General features: G+C 61.0%; 15 protein-coding genes, 1 tRNA gene and 1 pseudogene. 11 read left to right on the top strand and 6 right to left on the bottom strand.

The annotated features are described in order from the left end of the window. The 5 genes and pseudogenes from M6D32_RS03495 to M6D32_RS03475 all read left to right on the top strand — a co-directional run. A pseudogene (locus tag M6D32_RS03495) lies at positions 1-729 on the top strand (penicillin-binding protein 1C); the annotation flags it as partial. Positions 730-780: 51 nt separating this feature from the next. Continuing rightward, positions 781-2,520 (top strand): glycosyltransferase family 39 protein, encoded by a 1,740-nt coding sequence (locus tag M6D32_RS03490; RefSeq protein ID WP_298253399.1) that lies wholly within the window; start codon positions 781-783, stop codon positions 2,518-2,520. A 1-nt stretch (position 2,521) separates the two neighbouring features. Next, entirely contained in the window at positions 2,522-3,358 is an 837-nt protein-coding gene (locus M6D32_RS03485; protein ID WP_298253397.1) for a phosphatase PAP2 family protein, read from the top strand. A gap of 45 nt (positions 3,359-3,403) precedes the next feature. Beyond that, positions 3,404-4,147: a glycosyltransferase family 2 protein gene (locus M6D32_RS03480; RefSeq protein WP_298253395.1), complete on the top strand. Its 744-nt coding sequence runs from the start codon at positions 3,404-3,406 to the stop codon at positions 4,145-4,147. Continuing rightward, positions 4,147-4,485, top strand: coding sequence for a lipid-A-disaccharide synthase N-terminal domain-containing protein (locus M6D32_RS03475; RefSeq protein WP_298253393.1), 339 nt, complete (start codon positions 4,147-4,149; stop codon positions 4,483-4,485). The genes M6D32_RS03480 and M6D32_RS03475 overlap by 1 nt, the downstream gene beginning before the upstream one ends. On the opposite strand, the gene metC is transcribed toward M6D32_RS03475, so the two are convergent. Then, entirely contained in the window at positions 4,482-5,672 is a 1,191-nt protein-coding gene (gene metC / locus M6D32_RS03470) for a cystathionine beta-lyase (RefSeq protein WP_298253391.1), read from the bottom strand. The genes M6D32_RS03475 and metC overlap by 4 nt on opposite strands. A gap of 314 nt (positions 5,673-5,986) precedes the next feature. Between metC and M6D32_RS03465 the strand changes: the two genes are divergently transcribed. From M6D32_RS03465 to M6D32_RS03450, 4 genes are read left to right on the top strand one after another with little or no spacing between them, the layout of a single operon-like run. Beyond that, positions 5,987-7,000: an amino acid ABC transporter substrate-binding protein gene (locus M6D32_RS03465; protein WP_298253389.1), complete on the top strand. Its 1,014-nt coding sequence runs from the start codon at positions 5,987-5,989 to the stop codon at positions 6,998-7,000. A 21-nt stretch (positions 7,001-7,021) separates the two neighbouring features. Beyond that, entirely contained in the window at positions 7,022-8,227 is a 1,206-nt protein-coding gene (locus tag M6D32_RS03460) for an ABC transporter permease subunit (protein WP_298253387.1), read from the top strand. Then, positions 8,224-9,747: an amino acid ABC transporter permease gene (locus tag M6D32_RS03455; protein ID WP_298253385.1), complete on the top strand. Its 1,524-nt coding sequence runs from the start codon at positions 8,224-8,226 to the stop codon at positions 9,745-9,747. Before M6D32_RS03460 ends, M6D32_RS03455 begins: the two co-directional genes overlap by 4 nt. 13 nt (positions 9,748-9,760) lie before the next feature. Further along, the gene (locus M6D32_RS03450) at positions 9,761-10,501 is read left to right on the top strand and encodes an amino acid ABC transporter ATP-binding protein (RefSeq protein ID WP_298253383.1); all 741 of its coding nucleotides are present in this window, start codon (positions 9,761-9,763) and stop codon (positions 10,499-10,501) included. A 73-nt stretch (positions 10,502-10,574) separates the two neighbouring features. Here the strand turns inward: M6D32_RS03450 and M6D32_RS03445 are convergent, their stop codons facing one another. From M6D32_RS03445 to M6D32_RS03430, 4 genes are all read right to left on the bottom strand, one after another. Beyond that, a complete protein-coding gene (locus tag M6D32_RS03445; protein WP_298253381.1) occupies positions 10,575-11,609 on the bottom strand; it encodes a cysteine synthase A in 1,035 nt (344 codons plus the stop codon). Positions 11,610-11,708: 99 nt separating this feature from the next. Continuing rightward, positions 11,709-12,938 carry a cyclopropane-fatty-acyl-phospholipid synthase family protein gene (locus tag M6D32_RS03440; protein ID WP_298253379.1) on the bottom strand — a complete coding sequence of 410 codons (1,230 nt, stop codon included), beginning with the start codon at positions 12,936-12,938 and terminating at the stop codon, positions 11,709-11,711. Between the two features lie 16 nt (positions 12,939-12,954). Then, complete coding sequence (locus M6D32_RS03435; protein ID WP_298253377.1) at positions 12,955-13,812, bottom strand: DUF1365 domain-containing protein; 858 nt, start codon at positions 13,810-13,812, stop codon at positions 12,955-12,957. Positions 13,813-13,816: 4 nt separating this feature from the next. Beyond that, entirely contained in the window at positions 13,817-15,130 is a 1,314-nt protein-coding gene (locus M6D32_RS03430) for an FAD-dependent oxidoreductase (protein ID WP_298253376.1), read from the bottom strand. A 171-nt stretch (positions 15,131-15,301) separates the two neighbouring features. On the opposite strand from M6D32_RS03430, the gene M6D32_RS03425 reads away from it, so the two are divergent. Next, the gene (locus M6D32_RS03425) at positions 15,302-16,033 is read left to right on the top strand and encodes a tRNA-uridine aminocarboxypropyltransferase (RefSeq protein WP_298253373.1); all 732 of its coding nucleotides are present in this window, start codon (positions 15,302-15,304) and stop codon (positions 16,031-16,033) included. 145 nt (positions 16,034-16,178) lie between these two features. Continuing rightward, positions 16,179-17,189: a UDP-glucose 4-epimerase GalE gene (gene galE / locus M6D32_RS03420; protein WP_298253371.1), complete on the top strand. Its 1,011-nt coding sequence runs from the start codon at positions 16,179-16,181 to the stop codon at positions 17,187-17,189. A gap of 56 nt (positions 17,190-17,245) precedes the next feature. On the opposite strand, the gene M6D32_RS03415 is transcribed toward galE, so the two are convergent. Beyond that, positions 17,246-17,319 (bottom strand) — tRNA-Cys (locus tag M6D32_RS03415). Positions 17,320-17,576: the final 257 nt, after the last annotated feature.

Raw genomic sequence — 17,576 nt, 5'->3', positions numbered from 1 at the left:
GATCTCGTGGCACTCTATTCGGGGCTGGCTCGGCTCGGCAACGCACTGCCGTTGTTGGAGATCCAAAGCCGGCGGGGCGAGGAGAGGGAACCGGAGCGATTACTGGACCAGGTCGCCGCATGGCAGGTCGGCAATGTCTTGTTGGGAACGCCGCCGCCGGAGAATGGCGTGCATAACCGGATCGCCTTCAAGACCGGGACGAGCTACGGCTATCGCGATGCTTGGTCGATCGGTTTCGATGGGCGGATGACAATCGGCGTATGGGTCGGTCGACCCGATGGTGCTCCGGTTCCCGGAATCGTCGGCCGAACTGCGGCCGCGCCGATACTGTTCGACTCCTTTGCCCGCACCGGCAAATTGCCGGCCGCCTTGCCGAAACCGCCCAAGGGTACGCTGGTGGCGAGTAACGCCAAATTGCCGCTGCCGTTGCGGCGCTATCGGCCGTTGGGTGAACTGGTTCGAACCGATGGCGAGCGGGCGCCACATATCCAGTTCCCGCTCGATGGTTCCCGGATCGATGTGTCGGGCGGGAGTGGAGCACCTGCCGCCATGCCCATAAAAGTGGCAGGCGGCACGCTTCCGATCACAATGCTCGTCAACGGAGTTTCGGTCGGGGAACTCGACAGCCGCCGCCAGCGCCTGATCGACTCACCGGGTCCGGGCTTCGCCAGACTGACTGTTATCGACGCCAAGGGTGCGGCGGACACAGTTGTCATCAGAATTCAGTAGATAGCTCGCTAAGCGGTTGTCGCAACGTAGTTTTCAGCGTATGCGGAACCGATGAGCGATACTTATGCACGCCCCCGGTTTGGACAGCCGCGCGAGCCCCAAAAGAAGGTTGATCGGGGCAGCCGGCTCGTTGATCTCCTGGATTTCGCGGCCGCGAGCCACGTGCGATCAGTGGTGTTTCTGCTTCTGTGCGGCTTCCTGTTGTTTCTGCCCGGCTTCTTCAGCATTCCGCCCATCGACCGCGATGAAGCGCGTTTTGCGCAGGCGACCAAGCAAATGGTCGAAAGCGGCGATTTCGTCGACATCCGCTTTCAGGACGACGTGCGCTACAAGAAGCCGGTCGGCATCTACTGGATGCAGGCGGCCGCGGTCAAAACCGCCTCTGTGCTGGGCTTGCCGCGCGCTCAGCTGCGCATCTGGGTTTACCGCGTGCCGTCGCTGATCGGCGCGCTCGGTGCGGTGCTTCTGACCTACTGGACGGCGCTGGCCTTTGTTAGCAAGCGTGCCGCCATCCTGGCTGCCCTCATTATGGCGAGTTCGGTGCTGCTCAACGTCGAAGCGCGCCTCGCCAAGACCGACGCGATGCTGTTGTTGACCGTCGTGGCGGCGATGGGCGCCTTGGCGCGGGCCTACATGTCCTGGCAGCACGGCGAGGATGATCGTCCGCCGTGGTCATGGCCCGCGATTTTCTGGACGGCGCTTGCTGGCGGAATTCTCATCAAAGGCCCGCTGATCCTGATGTTCGTCGGTCTGGCGATCGTGACGCTCGCCTTTCTGGACCGCTCGGCGGCATGGCTTTCGCGGCTGCGGCCGGTGTGGGGCCTGATCTGGCTTCTCCTTCTTGTCCTCCCGTGGTTTGTCGCGATTTTCTGGCGCGCGGGCGATGCGTTTTTCGCCGATTCAATCGGCGGCGACATGCTGAGCAAGCTTGCGGCGCAGGAATCGCACGGGATGCCACCCGGTCTCTATCTGCTGCTGTTCTGGCTGACGTTCTGGCCGGGCGCGCCGCTTGCGGCAATGGCGGCGCCGGCCGTCTGGCGGGCGAGACGAGAACCGGGCGCGCAATTTCTGCTCGCCTGGCTGGTTCCGTCATGGATTGTTTTCGAGGTGGTGCTGACCAAGCTGCCGCACTACGTCCTGCCGCTCTATCCGGCGATCGCGATCCTCACCGTCGGTGCGCTCGAACGGCGTGTGTTGTCGCGCTCGTGGCTCACCAGTGGGGCGGCATGGTGGTTTGCCATTCCCGCACTTGCATCGCTCGCCGCCGTTGTCGGTGCCGTTACTTTGACGCGCCAGCCGGTGTTCCTGGCATGGCCCTTCGTGGCCGCCGCGCTGATCTTCGGGTTGTTTGCGTGGTGGCTCTATGACGACAGCCGCGCCGAACGCTCATTGCTGAACGCGGTCGTGTCCGCGCTGTTTCTTGCCTTTGCCATTTACGGCGTCGTGGTGCCGGCATTGACGCCCCTGTTTCCCAGCGCAGAGATCGCGCGGGCGCTTCGCAACGTCGCTTGCGTTGGGCCGAAGGCTGCGGCAGCAGGCTTTCACGAACCAAGCCTTGTCTTCATGACGGGAACGTCGACGCTGCTGACGGACGGATCAGGCGCGGCCGATTTTCTCGCCCAAGGTAGCTGCCGGTTCGCCCTGATTGAGCAGCGCGCGGAACGCAACTTTGCCCAACGCGCCGAGGCGATCGGCCTGCGCTACGACGTAGCCACGCGCATCGAGGGCTACAATATCTCGCAGGGGCGGCCGATTTCGATCGCGATCTTCCGCTCCGAAGGCACCGACTAAGATGTCGAGCCAGACCGGTGTCGACGCATCCTTGGGCTATTTTGCGCGCCTTGTTCTGGTCGTTTCGATCTGGGCCGCGCAATTGGTGCGCCCGCCGTCGCAAGCACACCGCTCCGAGGGCGCGCGGCGGCTTTCGCGCAACGTCCTGACGACGGCCGTCATCGCTGCAATGCTCGTTGTCGCGCTGATGATCTGGGCCGATGCGCGTGAAATTGCGTTGATGCCGCCCCGCGGCACGCCGGGCCTCTGGCCATTCCGGATTTTGACCGATTTTGGCAAGGACACGTACGTTCTGTTGCTGGTGACGTTTCTGCTGGTTGCCGTGGCGCTCGTGGCGCCTGCGACGCATGGGTCGACGCGGCGCCGGCTGGCGACGGCCGGTTTGCGCCTGCAATTTATCTGGCTGGCGCTTGCGGGGCCGCTTGTCTTTGGCGAACTCGTGAAATGGATCGCCGGGCGGGGACGCCCATTCGTCGGAGGCGAGGTCAATCCCTTTAACTTCGTCCCGTTCGCCGGAACCGCAGCGCATGCGAGTTTCCCATCCGCCCATTCCATTACAGCCTTTGCGCTGGCGTTCGCGATTGCTGCGATCTGGCCCCGGATGCGGGGGGTAATGGCCGCTTATGCGCTCATCATCGTGTTTACCCGCCTTGTGCTTCTGGCCCACCATCCAAGCGACGTGGTGGCGGGTGCTGCGATCGGATTGATCGGCGCTATGTGCGTCCGCTATTGGTTCGCCGCGCGCGCGCTCGGATTTGCGATCAGCGAGGCTGGTATCATTTCGCCCCTGCCTGAAGGGCCCGTCAAAAAGGTTGCCGCCAAGCCATCAGCCTCATAAGAACCGACCATCGGACGACCGCCGTCCAACGCTAACGGGTGAGATTTGCCTCCTTCCGACACTGCCGCTATTGCCGTCTCCATCGTTGTGCCCGTGCGCAACGAGGCCGACAATATTGCACCGCTGATTACGGAAATTGCCGCCGCGCTCAATGGCCGTTGGAACTATGAAATCATCTATGTCAACGACGGTTCGACCGACGCGACCGCGGATCGGCTGATAGCGCTTATGAAAGAACGCCAAAATTTGCGCCAGCTGCGCCATGCGGTCTCCGCCGGACAATCGGCGGCGGTACGCAGCGGCGTTCGCGCCGCGCGAGGCGCGATTATCGCGACGCTGGATGGCGACGGGCAGAACAATCCGTCCTTTCTGCCGGCCCTGATTTCGGCCATCGAACAAGGCGGCGAACGCATAGGTCTTGCGGCCGGTCAAAGGGTAGGGCGCAAGGACACCGGCTTCAAGAAGCTCCAATCGCGCATCGCCAACGGGGTGCGCAGCGCAATCCTTCGCGATGGGACCCGCGACACCGGATGCGGTCTGAAAGCGTTCCGGCGCGAGGTGTTTCTGGCATTGCCTTATTTCGACGGCCTGCACCGCTTCCTGCCGGCGCTGGTGCGCCGCGAGGGATACGGCATCGCCTATGTCGACGTGATCGACCGTCCAAGGCATTCGGGCGTGTCAAACTATGGCTTTTTCGACCGGCTATGGATCGGAATCATGGACCTTGCAGGCGTGCGGTGGCTGATCCGCCGCAAGAAGCCGACGCCCGACGTGACTGAGGTGAAGTGATGCTAATCCAGTACGGGCAGGCCCTCGGCAATTACATCTACGACATCTTTGTCGCCAAGTTCGACTTCTGGCTGGCCTTCGGCCTGATAGCGCAACTTGCCTTTGCCGCGCGCTTCCTCGTGCAGTGGATCGCAAGCGAGCGAGCCCGTAAGAGCGTCGTGCCGCTGGCGTTCTGGTTTTTCTCGATCGGCGGCGGGCTGTTGACGCTGATCTATGGCCTGGTCAAGCGCGAGCCGGTCATCATCATCGGACAATTGGCCTCGAATATCATCTATATCCGCAACCTGATGCTGATCTTCAAGAACCACGCGAAGGGATCGGAGACGCTGGATCATTAGGTCGCGGTCAAGATCTCCAACCCGCGAGCAAGATCAGCCTTGAGATCCTCGACGTTCTCAAGGCCAATGTGCAATCTCAACGTCGGACCGCCCGGTGCCCACGGGGTTGCCGTACGATAGCTTGTACAATCGAACGGAATGATGAGGCTTTCGAAGCCGCCCCACGAATAGCCCATGCCGAACAGTTTGAGAGAATTGAGCATGGCATCGACCGACGCCTGCGGGACCGGCTTCAGGACAATGCCGAACAACCCTGACGCCCCGGTGAAATCGCGCTTCCAGATCGCATGACCGGGATCGTTCTCGAGCGCCGGATGCAGCACACGCAAGACCTCGGGCCGCTTGGCAAGCCATTGCGCCATCTCCAGCCCCGAGCGGTGGTGCTGTGCGAGCCGTACCGCCAGCGTCCGCAAACCGCGGATCGCGAGGAAGACGTCATCGGGGCCAGCGCAGGTGCCAAGCAACTGGATCGCGTCGAAAATCGACGGCCATGTCCTGGCGTTAGCCGAAATCGTTCCGAACATGATGTCGGAGTGCCCGCCGATATATTTGGTGGCGGCCTGGATGCTGATATCGACGCCGTGCTCCAGGGAGCGGTGAAACAGCGGGGTCGCCCAGGTATTGTCGTCGATGACTAGCGCCCCGCGCGCATGCGCAGCCGACGCAATGGCGGGAATGTCAGGCATCTCGAAGGACTGCGAGCCCGGCGCTTCGATCAGCACGGCCTTCGTGTTCGGCTTGAACAGGCCCGCGACACCCGAGCCGATCAACGGATCGAAATAGGTGGTTTCGACCCCATAGCGCGCCAGCATGCCATTGCAGAAATTCCGCGAGGGCCGATAGACGTTGTCGCAGACCAGAAGATGGTCGCCCGCCTTGAGTATCGCGAGCAGGGCCGTGGCGATCGCGGCGAGACCAGAGGGCGCAATACCCACGCCAGCGCATTGGGGGCCTTCCAGTGCCATCAGCGTCTGCTGGAGCGCCTTGGTCGTCGGGGTGCCGTGGCGGCCGTACCGGAACTCGCCTCGATGGGCGTGAAGATCTTCTGCGGTCGGATAGAGCACGGTGGAACCGTGGACGACCGGTGGATTGACGAATCCCTTCTGTGCCTTGGTGTCGCGGCCCGCCGTCACCAGCGCCGTTTCGGTTTTCAGGGGCATTGTCCTGTCGTCGTCGCCGGTGCTCATGTTTTTTGCTGTCTCCTTCGCGGCAATCCGGCTGCGTCACGCGGTTGCGAAGCAGCCAAAGGCGGCCGAGTGGTTAATAGCAGGGCAAGGAAGATCGGCGTCAACCCCTTGACCCGGCGCGCCAGTCGTTCTGTGATATGGGTTGCAAATCGCCGCAGCGTTGAGGGGCCTGCCGCGACCGTCGCTTCGCCTACGAACCGGAATATGCAGCATAAATTGCTCGTTCGGGTCGGCATTTGCGGTGACGGATGGCTGGCCCGCCTCGCTTTGCGTCGAAGCACCATCGTTCCCGGAAGACCTTCGAAAGGCTCGCCATGAAACGCGTTTCTGTTGTCCTTGCCCTTGCTCTCGCCGCGGGCTTTTCCGTGCCTGCGACTGCCCAGACGCTCAAGACGGTCAAGGACCGGGGCATGCTGACCTGCGGCGTGAGCCAGGGCTTGCCCGGCTTTTCGGCGCCCGACGACAAGGGCAACTGGACCGGAATTGACGTGGATGTCTGCCGTGCGGTTGCTGCCGCCATTTTCAACGATCCGACCAAAGTCAAATACGTGCCGTTGTCCGCCAAGGACCGTTTCACCGCCCTGCAATCCGGCGAAATCGACCTGCTGTCGCGTAACACGACCTGGACGCTCTCGCGCGACACCACGCTCGGTGCGAATTTTACCGGCGTGACATATTACGACGGGCAGGGCTTCATGGTGAAGAAGTCGCTGAAAGTTAATTCGGCGCTTGAACTGAACAGTGCCTCAGTCTGCGTGCAGACCGGCACCACGACCGAACAGAATCTCGCCGACTTCTTCAAAAGCAACAATATGAAATATGAGGTGGTGGCTTTCGCCGGCGCAGACGAGACCGTCAAAGCCTATGAGTCCGGGCGCTGCGATGCTTTCACGACCGATGCGTCGGGTCTCTATGCCTATCGCCTGAAGATGACCAATCCCGCCGATCACGTCGTGCTTCCGGAGATCATCTCGAAAGAGCCGCTCGGCCCGATGGTCCGCCATGGCGACGATCAATGGTTCGACATCGTGAAATGGGTGTTGTTCGCCATGGTCGATTCCGAAGAGCTTGGGATCACCCAAAGAAACGTCGACGAGATGGTCAAATCGGACAAGCCGGAAGTAAAACGGGTGCTGGGGACCGATGGCAATTTCGGCGAACAGCTTGGCCTGACCAAGGATTGGGTGGTTCGGATCATCAAGGTCGTCGGCAATTACGGCGAGACCTTCGATCGCAACGTCGGCGCGGGCTCGCCGCTTGGGATCGCCCGCGGTCTCAATCAACTCTGGAACAAGGGTGGAATTCAATACGCGCCGCCGATCCGCTGATTTCGATAGATCGCGGCAGCGATGGGTACCGACGCACGACCTCCGCCGCGGCAACTGGCCGCAAGATTGCAGCGGGCGCTCGGGGGAGGTGCGGGCTGGAAGGGGTTTGTTCTTCAACTCCTGTTTGTGATCCTGGTTGCCTGGATTATTTACGCCGTTGTCGACAACGTCCGGACCAACCTGGAGACGCAGCGGATTGCGGCTGGATTTGGGTTTCTGACCAACAACGCGGGCTTTGACGTCAATCAGACCCTGATTCCCTATTCCCAGTCAGATACTTATGCGCGGGTGTTCGTTGTCGGCCTGCTCAACACGCTGCTCGTTTCGATCATCGGTATTTTCTTCGCAACCTTGATCGGATTCCTGGTCGGGTTGGGCCGGCTATCGCCGAACTGGCTGCTCTCGCGAATTTCCGGCGGCTATGTCGAACTGCTGCGCAACATTCCGCTCTTGTTCCAGATCCTGTTCTGGTATCTCGCCGTGCTCGGCGCGCTGCCGTCTCCCCGGCAAAGCATTTCGTTGTTCGGCGTCATTTTTCTTTCCAATCGAGGCCTCGTCGTTCCAACGCCTATTCCGCAGCCGGGATTGGAAGCCGTCATCGCCGCGCTGCTGCTGGCGATAGCCGCTTCGTTGTTGCTGAGATTCTATGCGCGCCGGCAGTTGTTTCAGTCCGGCCGAATCATGAGGATCTGGCCCACCATCGTCGGCATGCTGATTGGACTGCCGCTGCTTGCCGCGCTGCTGTTTGGTGTTCCCTTTGGCTTTGAAATACCGAAGCTCAGGGGGTTCAACTTTGCCGGTGGATCGCGGGTCATTCCGGAATTTGTGGCGCTGACGGTGGCGCTGTCGACCTACACCGGCGCTTTCATCGCCGAGGTGGTGCGCGGGGGAATCCTGGCGGTCCACAAAGGGCAGATGGAAGCGGGTTCGTCGCTTGGGCTCTCGCGAGGCGCCACCTTGCGGTTGATCGTGGTGCCACAGGCGCTGCGCGTCATTCTCCCGCCGCTGACCAACCAGTATCTCAACCTCACCAAGAATTCCTCTCTCGCGGTAGCGATCGGGTATCCGGACCTGGTCTCGGTATTCGCCGGCACGTCGCTGAACCAGACCGGGCAGGCCATCGAAATCATCGGCATCACGATGGGGGTCTATCTCCTGATTTCGCTGGTCACGAGCGCCATCATGGGCTTCTACAATTGGCGGATCGGCCGGAGCATGGGCGCATGAGCGATTCCGCCACGGCTGCCTCATTCGTTCGTCGCGAGCTCATTCCTGAGAGAGCCGCACCGGTCGAAATCGTGGGGCTGACCGGCTTTTTGCGCGCACGTTTGTTCAATTCGCCAACCAACATCCTGCTCACGGTCGCTTGCCTTCTTCTGCTTTGGGTCACCATCGTCCCGACCATTGAGTTTCTGTTGGTCGACGCGGTCTGGATCGGGAAGGACCGCACCGCCTGCCTTGCCGACAAGGTCGGACATCCCGTCGGAGCTTGCTGGCCATTCATTGAGGCGAGATTCACCCAGTTCATCTACGGCTTTTATCCCGAACCGGAGCGCTGGCGGGTCAATCTGACCTTCTTTCTCGGCGCCATTCTGCTGCTGCCGCTGTTGATCCCGCGGCTACCGGCCAAGGGGCTCAATGCGGGCCTGTTCTTTGTCGCCTTTCCGGTCGTTGCGTTCTTCTTGTTGCACGGCGGCGGATTGGACGGCATGGGCATCAGCGGGCTAACTGGCCTGCTAACGGGGTTTGCCGACGGCATCGGCGATCTCGGGGCGGCTCTGACCAAGGCTGGCGAGGCGACGGCCGTTGTCGGGCCGCTGCTGCAATTACTAGGTCAACTCGTGGCGCTGCTTGGAACGGCTGTCTCCTTTTTGATTTGGCCGCTGGTTCGGCTGAACGGTCAAGTTCAAGGCTCCTCCCGCCCGATGTGGGTCGACTTCGCGGCTACGGCGGCGATCGCGTCGCTCATCCTGTTCTTGCTGAGCGGAGGCGTTCGCAGCGGATGGCGCATGTTGCTCGGCAGCGCCGCGACATTTGCAGGTATTGGCCTCGTGGTCGCTGTGATGGGTCTCGACAGTGGTGGATTTCCCATTGTCGACACTGGTCTCTGGGGCGGCTTTCTGGTGACGATGGTTGTCGCGGTCACCGGCATCGTCACCTCGATGCCGATCGGGATTGCGCTGGCGCTCGGCCGCCGCTCGACAATCCCTTTGATCCGCTTTTCTTCGATCGGCTTTATCGAAATCTGGCGCGGCGTTCCCCTGATCACCGTGCTGTTCTTCGCCACCTACATGCTGCCGCTGTTTCTGCCGGGACACTTCAAGATCGACGGTCTGGTCCGCGCGTTGATCGGTATCGCGCTGTTTTCGGGCGCCTATATGGCCGAGGTCATCCGGGGCGGACTACAGGCGATCCCGCGCGGACAAAGCGAAGCTGCGAACGCGGTTGGGCTTGCGGGGTGGCAAACCACCGGGCTGATCGTGTTGCCGCAGGCGCTCCGCGACTCCATTCCAGGAATCGTCAACAGCTTCATCGGTCAATTCAAGGACACGTCGCTGGTATCGACCGTGGCGCTGTTCGATCTCCTGGGCCAGGTGCATGCAGCCTTCGCCGATCCGGTCTGGGCGACGCCGACGACGCTGTTCACGGGTTTCGCCTTTGCCGGGATGATCTATTTCGCCTTCTGCTTTGGAATGTCCCGCTACTCGCTGTTCGTCGAGAACAGGCTGAATGCTCACCGAAAGTAACCGGGAAAACGTCATGACCACAGATCCGATCGTCGGTATCGCAGGGCTCAACAAGTGGTTTGGCGACTTTCACGTCTTGCGCGATATCGATGTCGAGGTGGCGAAGGGCGAACGCATCGTGATTTGCGGCCCGTCCGGCTCCGGAAAGTCAACATTCATCCGCTGCATCAACGCACTCGAGGAGTTTCAGGAAGGCCGGATCATTGTCGACGGCATCGAGCTGGGGCCGCAACTGAGGCGGGTCGACGAGGTCCGGCGCGAAGTCGGAATGGTATTCCAAAGCTTCAACCTGTTTCCGCATCTGACAGTGCTGGAGAACTGCACGCTCGCGCCGATCTGGGTTCGGCATATGCCGAAAAAAGACGCCGATGCAGCGGCCATGAAATATCTGGAACGGGTCAAGATCCCGCATCAGGCCAGCAAGTATCCGGCCCAGCTATCCGGCGGTCAGCAGCAACGCGTGGCGATTGCCCGCGCGCTGACCATGAATCCGAAAGTGATGTTATTCGACGAGCCGACCTCGTCGCTCGATCCGGAAATGGTCAAGGAGGTGCTCGACACCATGGTCGACCTCGCCAGGGAGGGCATGACCATGCTCGTTGTTACCCATGAAATGGGATTCGCGCGGGAAGTCGCCAATCGCGTCGTTTTCATGGATGCCGGTCAGATCATCGAGACCAACACGCCGGAGAACTTCTTCGCCAATCCGCAGCACGCGCGGACCAAGCTTTTCCTCAGCCAGATCCTGCGATAGGCGAACGGCGAATAGGGAGTAGCGAGTGGAGGCTCGCGCTTCTATTCGCTGCTCGCAATTCGCTACTCGCCAATCACGCAAACGGAACGTCGATCTTGTTGCGTTTCTCCAACCACGCCGGCACCGGCAGGTTTTTCGAGCGCATGAAATCCGGATTGAAAAGCTTCGATTGATAGCGGTTTCCGGAATCGCAAAGGATCGTGACGATCGTCTTGCCTGGTCCGAGCTGTTCGGCGAGCCGGATCGCGCCGGCCACATTGATGCCGGTCGAGCCGCCAAGGCAAAGGCCTTCGTGCTCCAGCAATTCATAGATGACGGGGACGGCTTCTTCATCGGGTATCAAATAGGCTTCGTCGACCTTGGCCTGCTCGATGATGGCGGTGACGCGGCCGAGGCCGATGCCTTCGGTGATTGATCCGCCGGGCGTGGACTTGGCCTGGCCGTGCTTGAACAACTCGTACATCGCAGCGCCATGCGGGTCGGCGCAGCCGATGACAATGCCCTTGTTCTTCTCTTTCAGAAACCGGCTCGTTCCGGCGAGCGTGCCGCCCGATCCGACCGAGCAGATGAAGCCGTCTACCTGGCCGCCGGTCTGCTCCCAGATCTCGGGACCCGTCGATTCGTAGTGCGCCTTGGCGTTATCGAGATTGTTCCACTGGTCGGCGAACAGGACGCCATTCGGCTCGTGCGCGCGCAACTGATCGGCGAGCCGCCGTCCGATGTGCTGATAGTTGTTCGGATTGGAATAGGGCAGCGCCGGCACCTCGACGAGTTCTGCGCCGCAGAGCCGCAACATGTCCTTCTTTTCCTGGCTCTGCGTTTCCGGAATGACGATCAGGGTCCGATATCCGCGTGCGCTTGCAACGACAGCCAACCCGATGCCGGTATTGCCGGCGGTTGCCTCGACCACCAAGCCGCCCGGCTTGAGTTCACCGCGCTTTTCAGCTTCGAGGATCATCCATTTTCCGGCGCGATCTTTCACGGATTGGCCGGGATTCATGAATTCGGCCTTGCCAAGGATGGTACAGCCGGTCAGCTCCGAAGCCCGCTTCAGCTTGATCAGTGGCGTGTTGCCGATGGCTTCGATGACGTCGTTATTGATTTTCATGCGCGCTAGATATGTCCGAAATCGAGCTATGGAAGACGGACAGTAGAGCGCGGGCCGTGAAAGTGGAAGCCCGGTTGTGCAGCTGATTTGTGCTGCGGCTTAGCTGTTTTTGGCGAACACGACCTGGCGTACGTCGATATTCCCCGACAAAAAGCCAGCCTCGCAGTAGGCAAGATAATATTCCCATAGCCTGCGAAACCGTTCGTCGAAGCCGAGCGGAGTGAGGCTCGGCCAGGCGCTGCGGAAGTTATTTCGCCAGGCCACAAGCGTCTTGGCATAATCTTGCCCGAAAATGCGCTCGCGAATGACGGGGACACCAAAACGCTCCCCGAGGGCTTTGAGAACCTGCGGCGAGGGGAGCATGCCACCCGGAAAAATATAACGCTGAATGAAATCGACTTCGCGGCGATAGGTCTGGAACAGGCTGTCCTGGATGGTGATGGCCTGGATACCGGCGAGGCCACCAGGAAGCAGCCGGTCACGCAATTGCGAAAAATAGCGCGGCCAGAATTCCTCGCCCACGGCCTCGATCATTTCGATCGAAGCAATGCGATCATAGTGATCGCGCTCGTCGCGGTAATCCTGCAACCTGATCTCGACATGATCGTTGAGGCCGGCGGCCTGGATGCGGGCTCGAGCAAAATCGCGCTGCTCCTTGCTGATGGTGAGTCCGACGACCTTCGCGCCCAGGGCTTTTGCGGCATATTCGGCGAACCCGCCCCAGCCGCAGCCGATCTCCAGCAGCTTTTGACCCGGCCTGAGGTCGATCGCTTCCGCCAGTCGCCGGTACTTGTTGTTTTGGGCAGCGGTCAGGTCGGCCGTGTGTTCCTCAAATAGCGCCGAGGAGTAGGTCATGCTCGGGTCGAGCCATGACGAATAGAAAGCGTTTCCGATATCGTAGTGCCTGTAGATGTTGCGCCGCGCCTGGCGCCTGGTGTTTCGGTTGAACCAGTGGCGGACGATCTGGAATGCGCGCACCATCGGCTTGCCGACGAGCATGGACCGCATCCAGTCCTGATTCACGCAGAACAGGTAGAGAAATTGGGTGAGGTCGGGTGTGTCCCATTCGCCGCGTAGGTAGGCCTCGGCAATGCCAATGTCGCCGCCGCGAAGGAGCCGCGACGCAAAGCCATAACCGTGGACCCTCATGGCGGCGGCCGGCCCCGGCCCGTTATCGCCTAGTCTGACGGTGCGGGCGTCGGGCAAGGTTACTTCGAGCGAACCGTATCGCAGTCGCGCACCATAGCCGAGCGCGAGACGTACCATGCGGGGCAGGTCCGCAGGCAAGCGATCCAACGTTTCGGACGTGACCGGAATCACCTCGGACATAGCCGACCGACCTGGCTTACTTTCTCCCGTGGGCAGACGTTACGGTCGAAGTATAATCATCGCGCGGGCCGGTCGCCAAGCTTGTATCGGGCTGCTCGCTGCGGCGCGGCACAAACCGTACCCCCTTCCACCAGAGCCGCAGTGCCTCCCAGTGAATGGCGGCAATGATCTTGACGGTGACGGCCGGCAGCGAAAAGAACGAGCGCAGCAACTCCCTGGTCGTAAGGGGCCGACGTCTACCATTGAAGGTTGCCGAAAGAAGCGGTCCGTCCCGGTCGGTTTCGAGTATGCGCAGTTTGACCTGCTCCTCCGGTGCGACCAGTCTGAAATGGTAGCGCATCGCCATCTGGATGAACGGAGATACGTACAATCGCTTGTCCTGCTCCTGGCGGATGCCGGCCGGGCTGACGTTTCCCTTCCTCACCGGCAACACGTAGGCATGGATATCGCCGAACGTATTGCGGACTTCGTAGATCACGAGAGCAAGCTGCCCGTTCGCCTGGCGGCAGAAATAAACCGACAGCGGATTGAAGGCGTAGCCAAGCAGGCGCGGATAGCAGAGCAACGACACCCGCCCGCCCGTCAGATCGATCCCGTGTTCGGTAGCGCGGCGCTGCACATAGTCACGCAAGGATGAGCCATCGCGCTCGCCATGGTCAGCCTCGTGGAAGCTGTAAAGCGCCCGACGGTTGACGCCGAACAAGGCCGTCTGGCGGTCGGCAACGTCAAGCCGGTCGAGGTCGATCAACAGGCTCATCACGCGATAGCTGAAGCGATGTCCGACCGGCTTGAGGCGGGCATGCATGACCTTGCCAACGTAAAGCGCAGCGGCGTCGCCTTCGATTTCGGTCGTCCTGACGTTGGGGTTTCTCAATTGCTTACTCCGCGGCTTCCGCTAGTTCGGCAGGCGCCTCGCGCCACGGCGCCGTGGCGCCCAAGGCTCCTGCGATGGCCAATCCTGATCGTATTCCATCCTCATGGAATCCGTACCCAGTCCAGGCGCCGCAAAACCAGGTGTGCCGTTTTCCCTGAATGCTCTCCAGGCGCTTTTGGGCGGCAAAGGCAGCGGCGTCATATTGCGGATGTTCGCAGAGATACTGGCCGAAGGTAAGGCTGGGGTCGGGCTCGAAAGGGGGATTCAGGCTGACGAACAGCGGTTTGTCCTTGTCGATTTCCTGGAGCTCGTTCATCCAATAGGTGACGGCGACGTCGTTGAGAGCCGTTCGCTGGCGCGGCCAGCGTAGAAAATTCCAGGACGCCCATACGCGGCGCCGGCGCGGCATGAGCCTTACGTCGCGGTGGAGGTAAACCCTGTTGGGCGAATAAGCGATGGCCCCCAATATCGAGCGCTCGTGGTCGTCCGCGTCGGACAGCATCTTGAGCGCCTGGTCGCTGTGCGCAGCGATCACGACGTGGTCGTAGCTTTCGCTTCCGCCATGGCTGTCGTTGATGATGACACCTCGCGCCGTCCGGTGAATGGAGGTGACCGCACAGCCCAGACGAATGCGATCCCGAAACGCAGCCGTCAGCTTCTCCACGTAGTTTCGGCTGCCGCCTTTGACGGTCCGCCAGACCGGCCGGCGATGTTGCAACAGGCAGTGGTTGCTGAAAAACGCCACGAAGTTTTCGGCGGGAAAATCCAGCATGTCCCGAGCGGGCGTAGACCAGATCGCAGCGCCCATCGGAGCGAGATAATCCAACAGCAATCGCGGCGAGTATCTTGCCTGACGGAAGTATTCGCCGAGGGTGATCCCGGCAAGCCGGCCAGCGGCATAGTCTTCGACGCTCTTGCGGTTGAAGGTCAGAATATCGCGCAGCATCCACAGGTAGGTCGGGGAGAGCAGGTTTTGCGGCTGCGCAAACAGGCCCATCATCGTTTGCCACGAGGTGTCGCCGCCGCCCTTCCATTCGAAGCGGCCGCCATCGGCGCTCACAGCGAAGCTCATCTGGCTCTGGCGGGTGTCAACTCCCAAATGATCGAACAGCGCCGTCAGATCCGGGTAGTTCGGCTCGTTGTAAACGATGAAGCCGATGTCGACGGCGATCTGAGTCCCGTCATAATCGACGTTGACCGTGTGGCTGTGCCCGCCGGGCCGGATTTCGCGCTCGTATACCGTTACTGGATAACGCTTCGACAAGGCCCATGCAGCGGCATTGCCGGCAATTCCCGTCCCAACCACTGCAATGCGCATTCGCTTCCTCGCCTTTGACGCCATTCCAGATACGGGATCCCGTTTCGAAGGTTTCGGGAGGAGGGGCACCAGGCGTCGAGGACCGTGGACACCGGGCCGATGCGATGGGCAGACGAGGAAGGTCATCCATCGATCGTTGAAGCAGGTGACCGCCAAGCGTATAGCAGGCCCATGTCCAGCCCCCCCGAGGCCGAAGATGGCATCCCCGCGGCTTCTGCGGTGCCTGAATGCCCGCATTGCCGCAAGCCGAAGCCTCTATGCGTCTGTGAGGACGTCAGGCCGATCGAAAGCCGCATCGACCTCTTGATCTTGCAGCATCCGCAGGAGCAGGACCGGGCTCTCGGTACGGCCCGCCTGACGGCGATGCACTTTGATAGAGCCGTCCTGAAAATCGGTCTCTCCTGGCCCAGCCTTTCCAGGGCGTTGGGACGGACCGTTGCCGATCCATCCCGCTGGGCAGTGCTCTATCTGGGGTCTGCGAAAGCTGCCGATCTCGACACGACGAACGAGGTCGTCGCCATCAATCGCAAGGGCGAACTGGAGCAGGGCCAGCGCGCGATCCTGGCTGATATCGAAGGGGTAGTGCTGCTTGATGGTACCTGGAGCCAGGCCAAGGCGCTGTGGTGGCGCAATCCGTGGATGCTGAAATGCCAGCGCCTGATCCTCGGGCCCTCGCACCCATCGCGGTATGGGCAGCTTCGCCGGGAGCCACGCCGCGACGGGCTTTCGACCATCGAGGCGGCGGCGCTGGTTCTTTCCCGCCTCGAAAACCGCCCCGAGATCGCCGAGACCCTGAACGCCAGCTTCGCACAAATGCTGAAAAGATACCGGGAGGTCCAGGAAGAGCAGCCCAAGCTGGCGCCGAAGCGGCCCAAACGGGATTTTCGCCGTCGCAGGCGTTAGCATGCTCCATAGGCCGCCGGCAGCCCGGCCTTAAGGTTGCATTATTGACGTTCAGACCGGGAATCGCTCATCGGGCATGTGTTCGGATAGGTTAGCGATCCGATTCCAGCGCACACACCCGAACAAGTAAGCATGAGGAGAGACCATGATCTTGGTGACCGGCGGCGCCGGATATATCGGCTCTCATACCTGCGTCGAGCTTCTCAATGCCGGCCACGAGATCGTGGTTCTCGACAACTTCGCCAACAGCAGCCGCACGTCACTCGAACGCGTCCGGCAGATCTGCCGAAAGCCGTTCGCCGTTGTCGAGGGCGACATTCGTGACCAGGCGGTTCTCGAGAAGACATTGAAGGATTTCGGTTGCACGGCCGTCATCCATTTCGCCGGCCTGAAAGCCGTTCTCGATTCCGTTAAATCGCCGCTCGACTACTACGACAACAATATCATCGGGACGCACCGGCTGTTGCGCGCCATGCGGACAAGGGGCGTCAAGCGCATCATCTTCTCGTCGTCGGCAACCGTCTATGGCGACCCGAAGTTTCTGCCCTACACCGAGGATCACCCGCTCAATCCGGTCAATCCCTACGGCCGCACCAAGCTAGTCGTCGAGGAAATGCTGCGCGACCTCGTTGCCAGCGATTCCACCTGGAGCGTCGGCATCCTTCGCTACTTCAATCCCATCGGCGCGCATGAAAGCGGCCTGATCGGCGAAGATCCGAAGGGTGTGCCGAACAATCTCCTGCCGTTCGTGGCCCAGGTCGCGGTCGGGCGACGCGATCGACTGAACGTCTGGGGCAGCGATTACGATACGCCGGACGGAACGGGAGTGCGGGATTACATCCACGTCGTCGATCTGGCCCAGGGACATGTGGCTGCGCTGAAGACGATCGACCAGGCCGGCTGCTTTGCCGTCAACCTGGGAACGGGAAGAGGGAACAGCGTGCTCGAGGTCGTTAAGGCGTTCGAGCAAGCGAGCGGGAAATCAATTCCCTATGAGCTGCGGCCGCGCCGCTCCGGCGATGTCGCGTCCTGTTATGCGGCGACAGACCGCGCAGCGAAATATCTTGGCGGATGGCGAGCGGCCAGAGATATCGAAACCATGTGCAGGGATCACTGGCGGTGGCAGAGCCAAAATCCCAAAGGATATGACGGATAGGCGGCGCCGGAAGCTCAACGGCGACAGCGGACTTCGCAGCTAAGTCGTTGATTTGATGGAGGCCACGACCAGAATTGAACTGGTGTAAACGGTTTTGCAGACCGCTGCGTAACCACTCCGCCACGTGGCCCCACCGGGCCGGGATTAATATAGACGATCAATGGGATAGGCAACCTTTCTGAAATCGAATCTGGCAGAATTCTGAAACTCCGATCAGTCCGAAACTGACGTGCCTGAGGTTCGTGTCTAGCTGTGGGCTTTCAGGAGGTTGTCCATTCGGCCCTGACCGGGAACTCTGAAGTCGCCAAACCACCAGCGATTCGCGGAGAACCGAATGGACACCCACAAGAATGCCCCCCTGACGCCCAAAGGTCGAGAGGCCATGGT

Origin of the sequence: Bradyrhizobium sp. (assembly GCF_027307225.1) — a bacterium.
Taxonomy (GTDB): domain Bacteria; phylum Pseudomonadota; class Alphaproteobacteria; order Rhizobiales; family Xanthobacteraceae; genus Bradyrhizobium.
Note: the sequence above shows the minus strand (reverse complement) of the source record. Positions and strands in the feature narration are given on the sequence as shown.

Coding starts and splice junctions, on each gene's coding strand:
- M6D32_RS03475 (WP_298253393.1), top strand. CDS start 4,147: ATGCTAATCCAGTACGGGCAGGCCCTCGGCAATTACATCTACGACATC.
- metC (WP_298253391.1), bottom strand. CDS start 5,672: ATGAGCACCGGCGACGACGACAGGACAATGCCCCTGAAAACCGAAACG.
- M6D32_RS03465 (WP_298253389.1), top strand. CDS start 5,987: ATGAAACGCGTTTCTGTTGTCCTTGCCCTTGCTCTCGCCGCGGGCTTT.
- galE (WP_298253371.1), top strand. CDS start 16,179: ATGATCTTGGTGACCGGCGGCGCCGGATATATCGGCTCTCATACCTGC.
- M6D32_RS03425 (WP_298253373.1), top strand. CDS start 15,302: ATGTCCAGCCCCCCCGAGGCCGAAGATGGCATCCCCGCGGCTTCTGCG.
- M6D32_RS03430 (WP_298253376.1), bottom strand. CDS start 15,130: ATGCGCATTGCAGTGGTTGGGACGGGAATTGCCGGCAATGCCGCTGCA.
- M6D32_RS03445 (WP_298253381.1), bottom strand. CDS start 11,609: ATGAAAATCAATAACGACGTCATCGAAGCCATCGGCAACACGCCACTG.
- M6D32_RS03440 (WP_298253379.1), bottom strand. CDS start 12,938: ATGTCCGAGGTGATTCCGGTCACGTCCGAAACGTTGGATCGCTTGCCT.
- M6D32_RS03485 (WP_298253397.1), top strand. CDS start 2,522: ATGTCGAGCCAGACCGGTGTCGACGCATCCTTGGGCTATTTTGCGCGC.
- M6D32_RS03460 (WP_298253387.1), top strand. CDS start 7,022: ATGGGTACCGACGCACGACCTCCGCCGCGGCAACTGGCCGCAAGATTG.
- M6D32_RS03455 (WP_298253385.1), top strand. CDS start 8,224: ATGAGCGATTCCGCCACGGCTGCCTCATTCGTTCGTCGCGAGCTCATT.
- M6D32_RS03450 (WP_298253383.1), top strand. CDS start 9,761: ATGACCACAGATCCGATCGTCGGTATCGCAGGGCTCAACAAGTGGTTT.
- M6D32_RS03490 (WP_298253399.1), top strand. CDS start 781: ATGAGCGATACTTATGCACGCCCCCGGTTTGGACAGCCGCGCGAGCCC.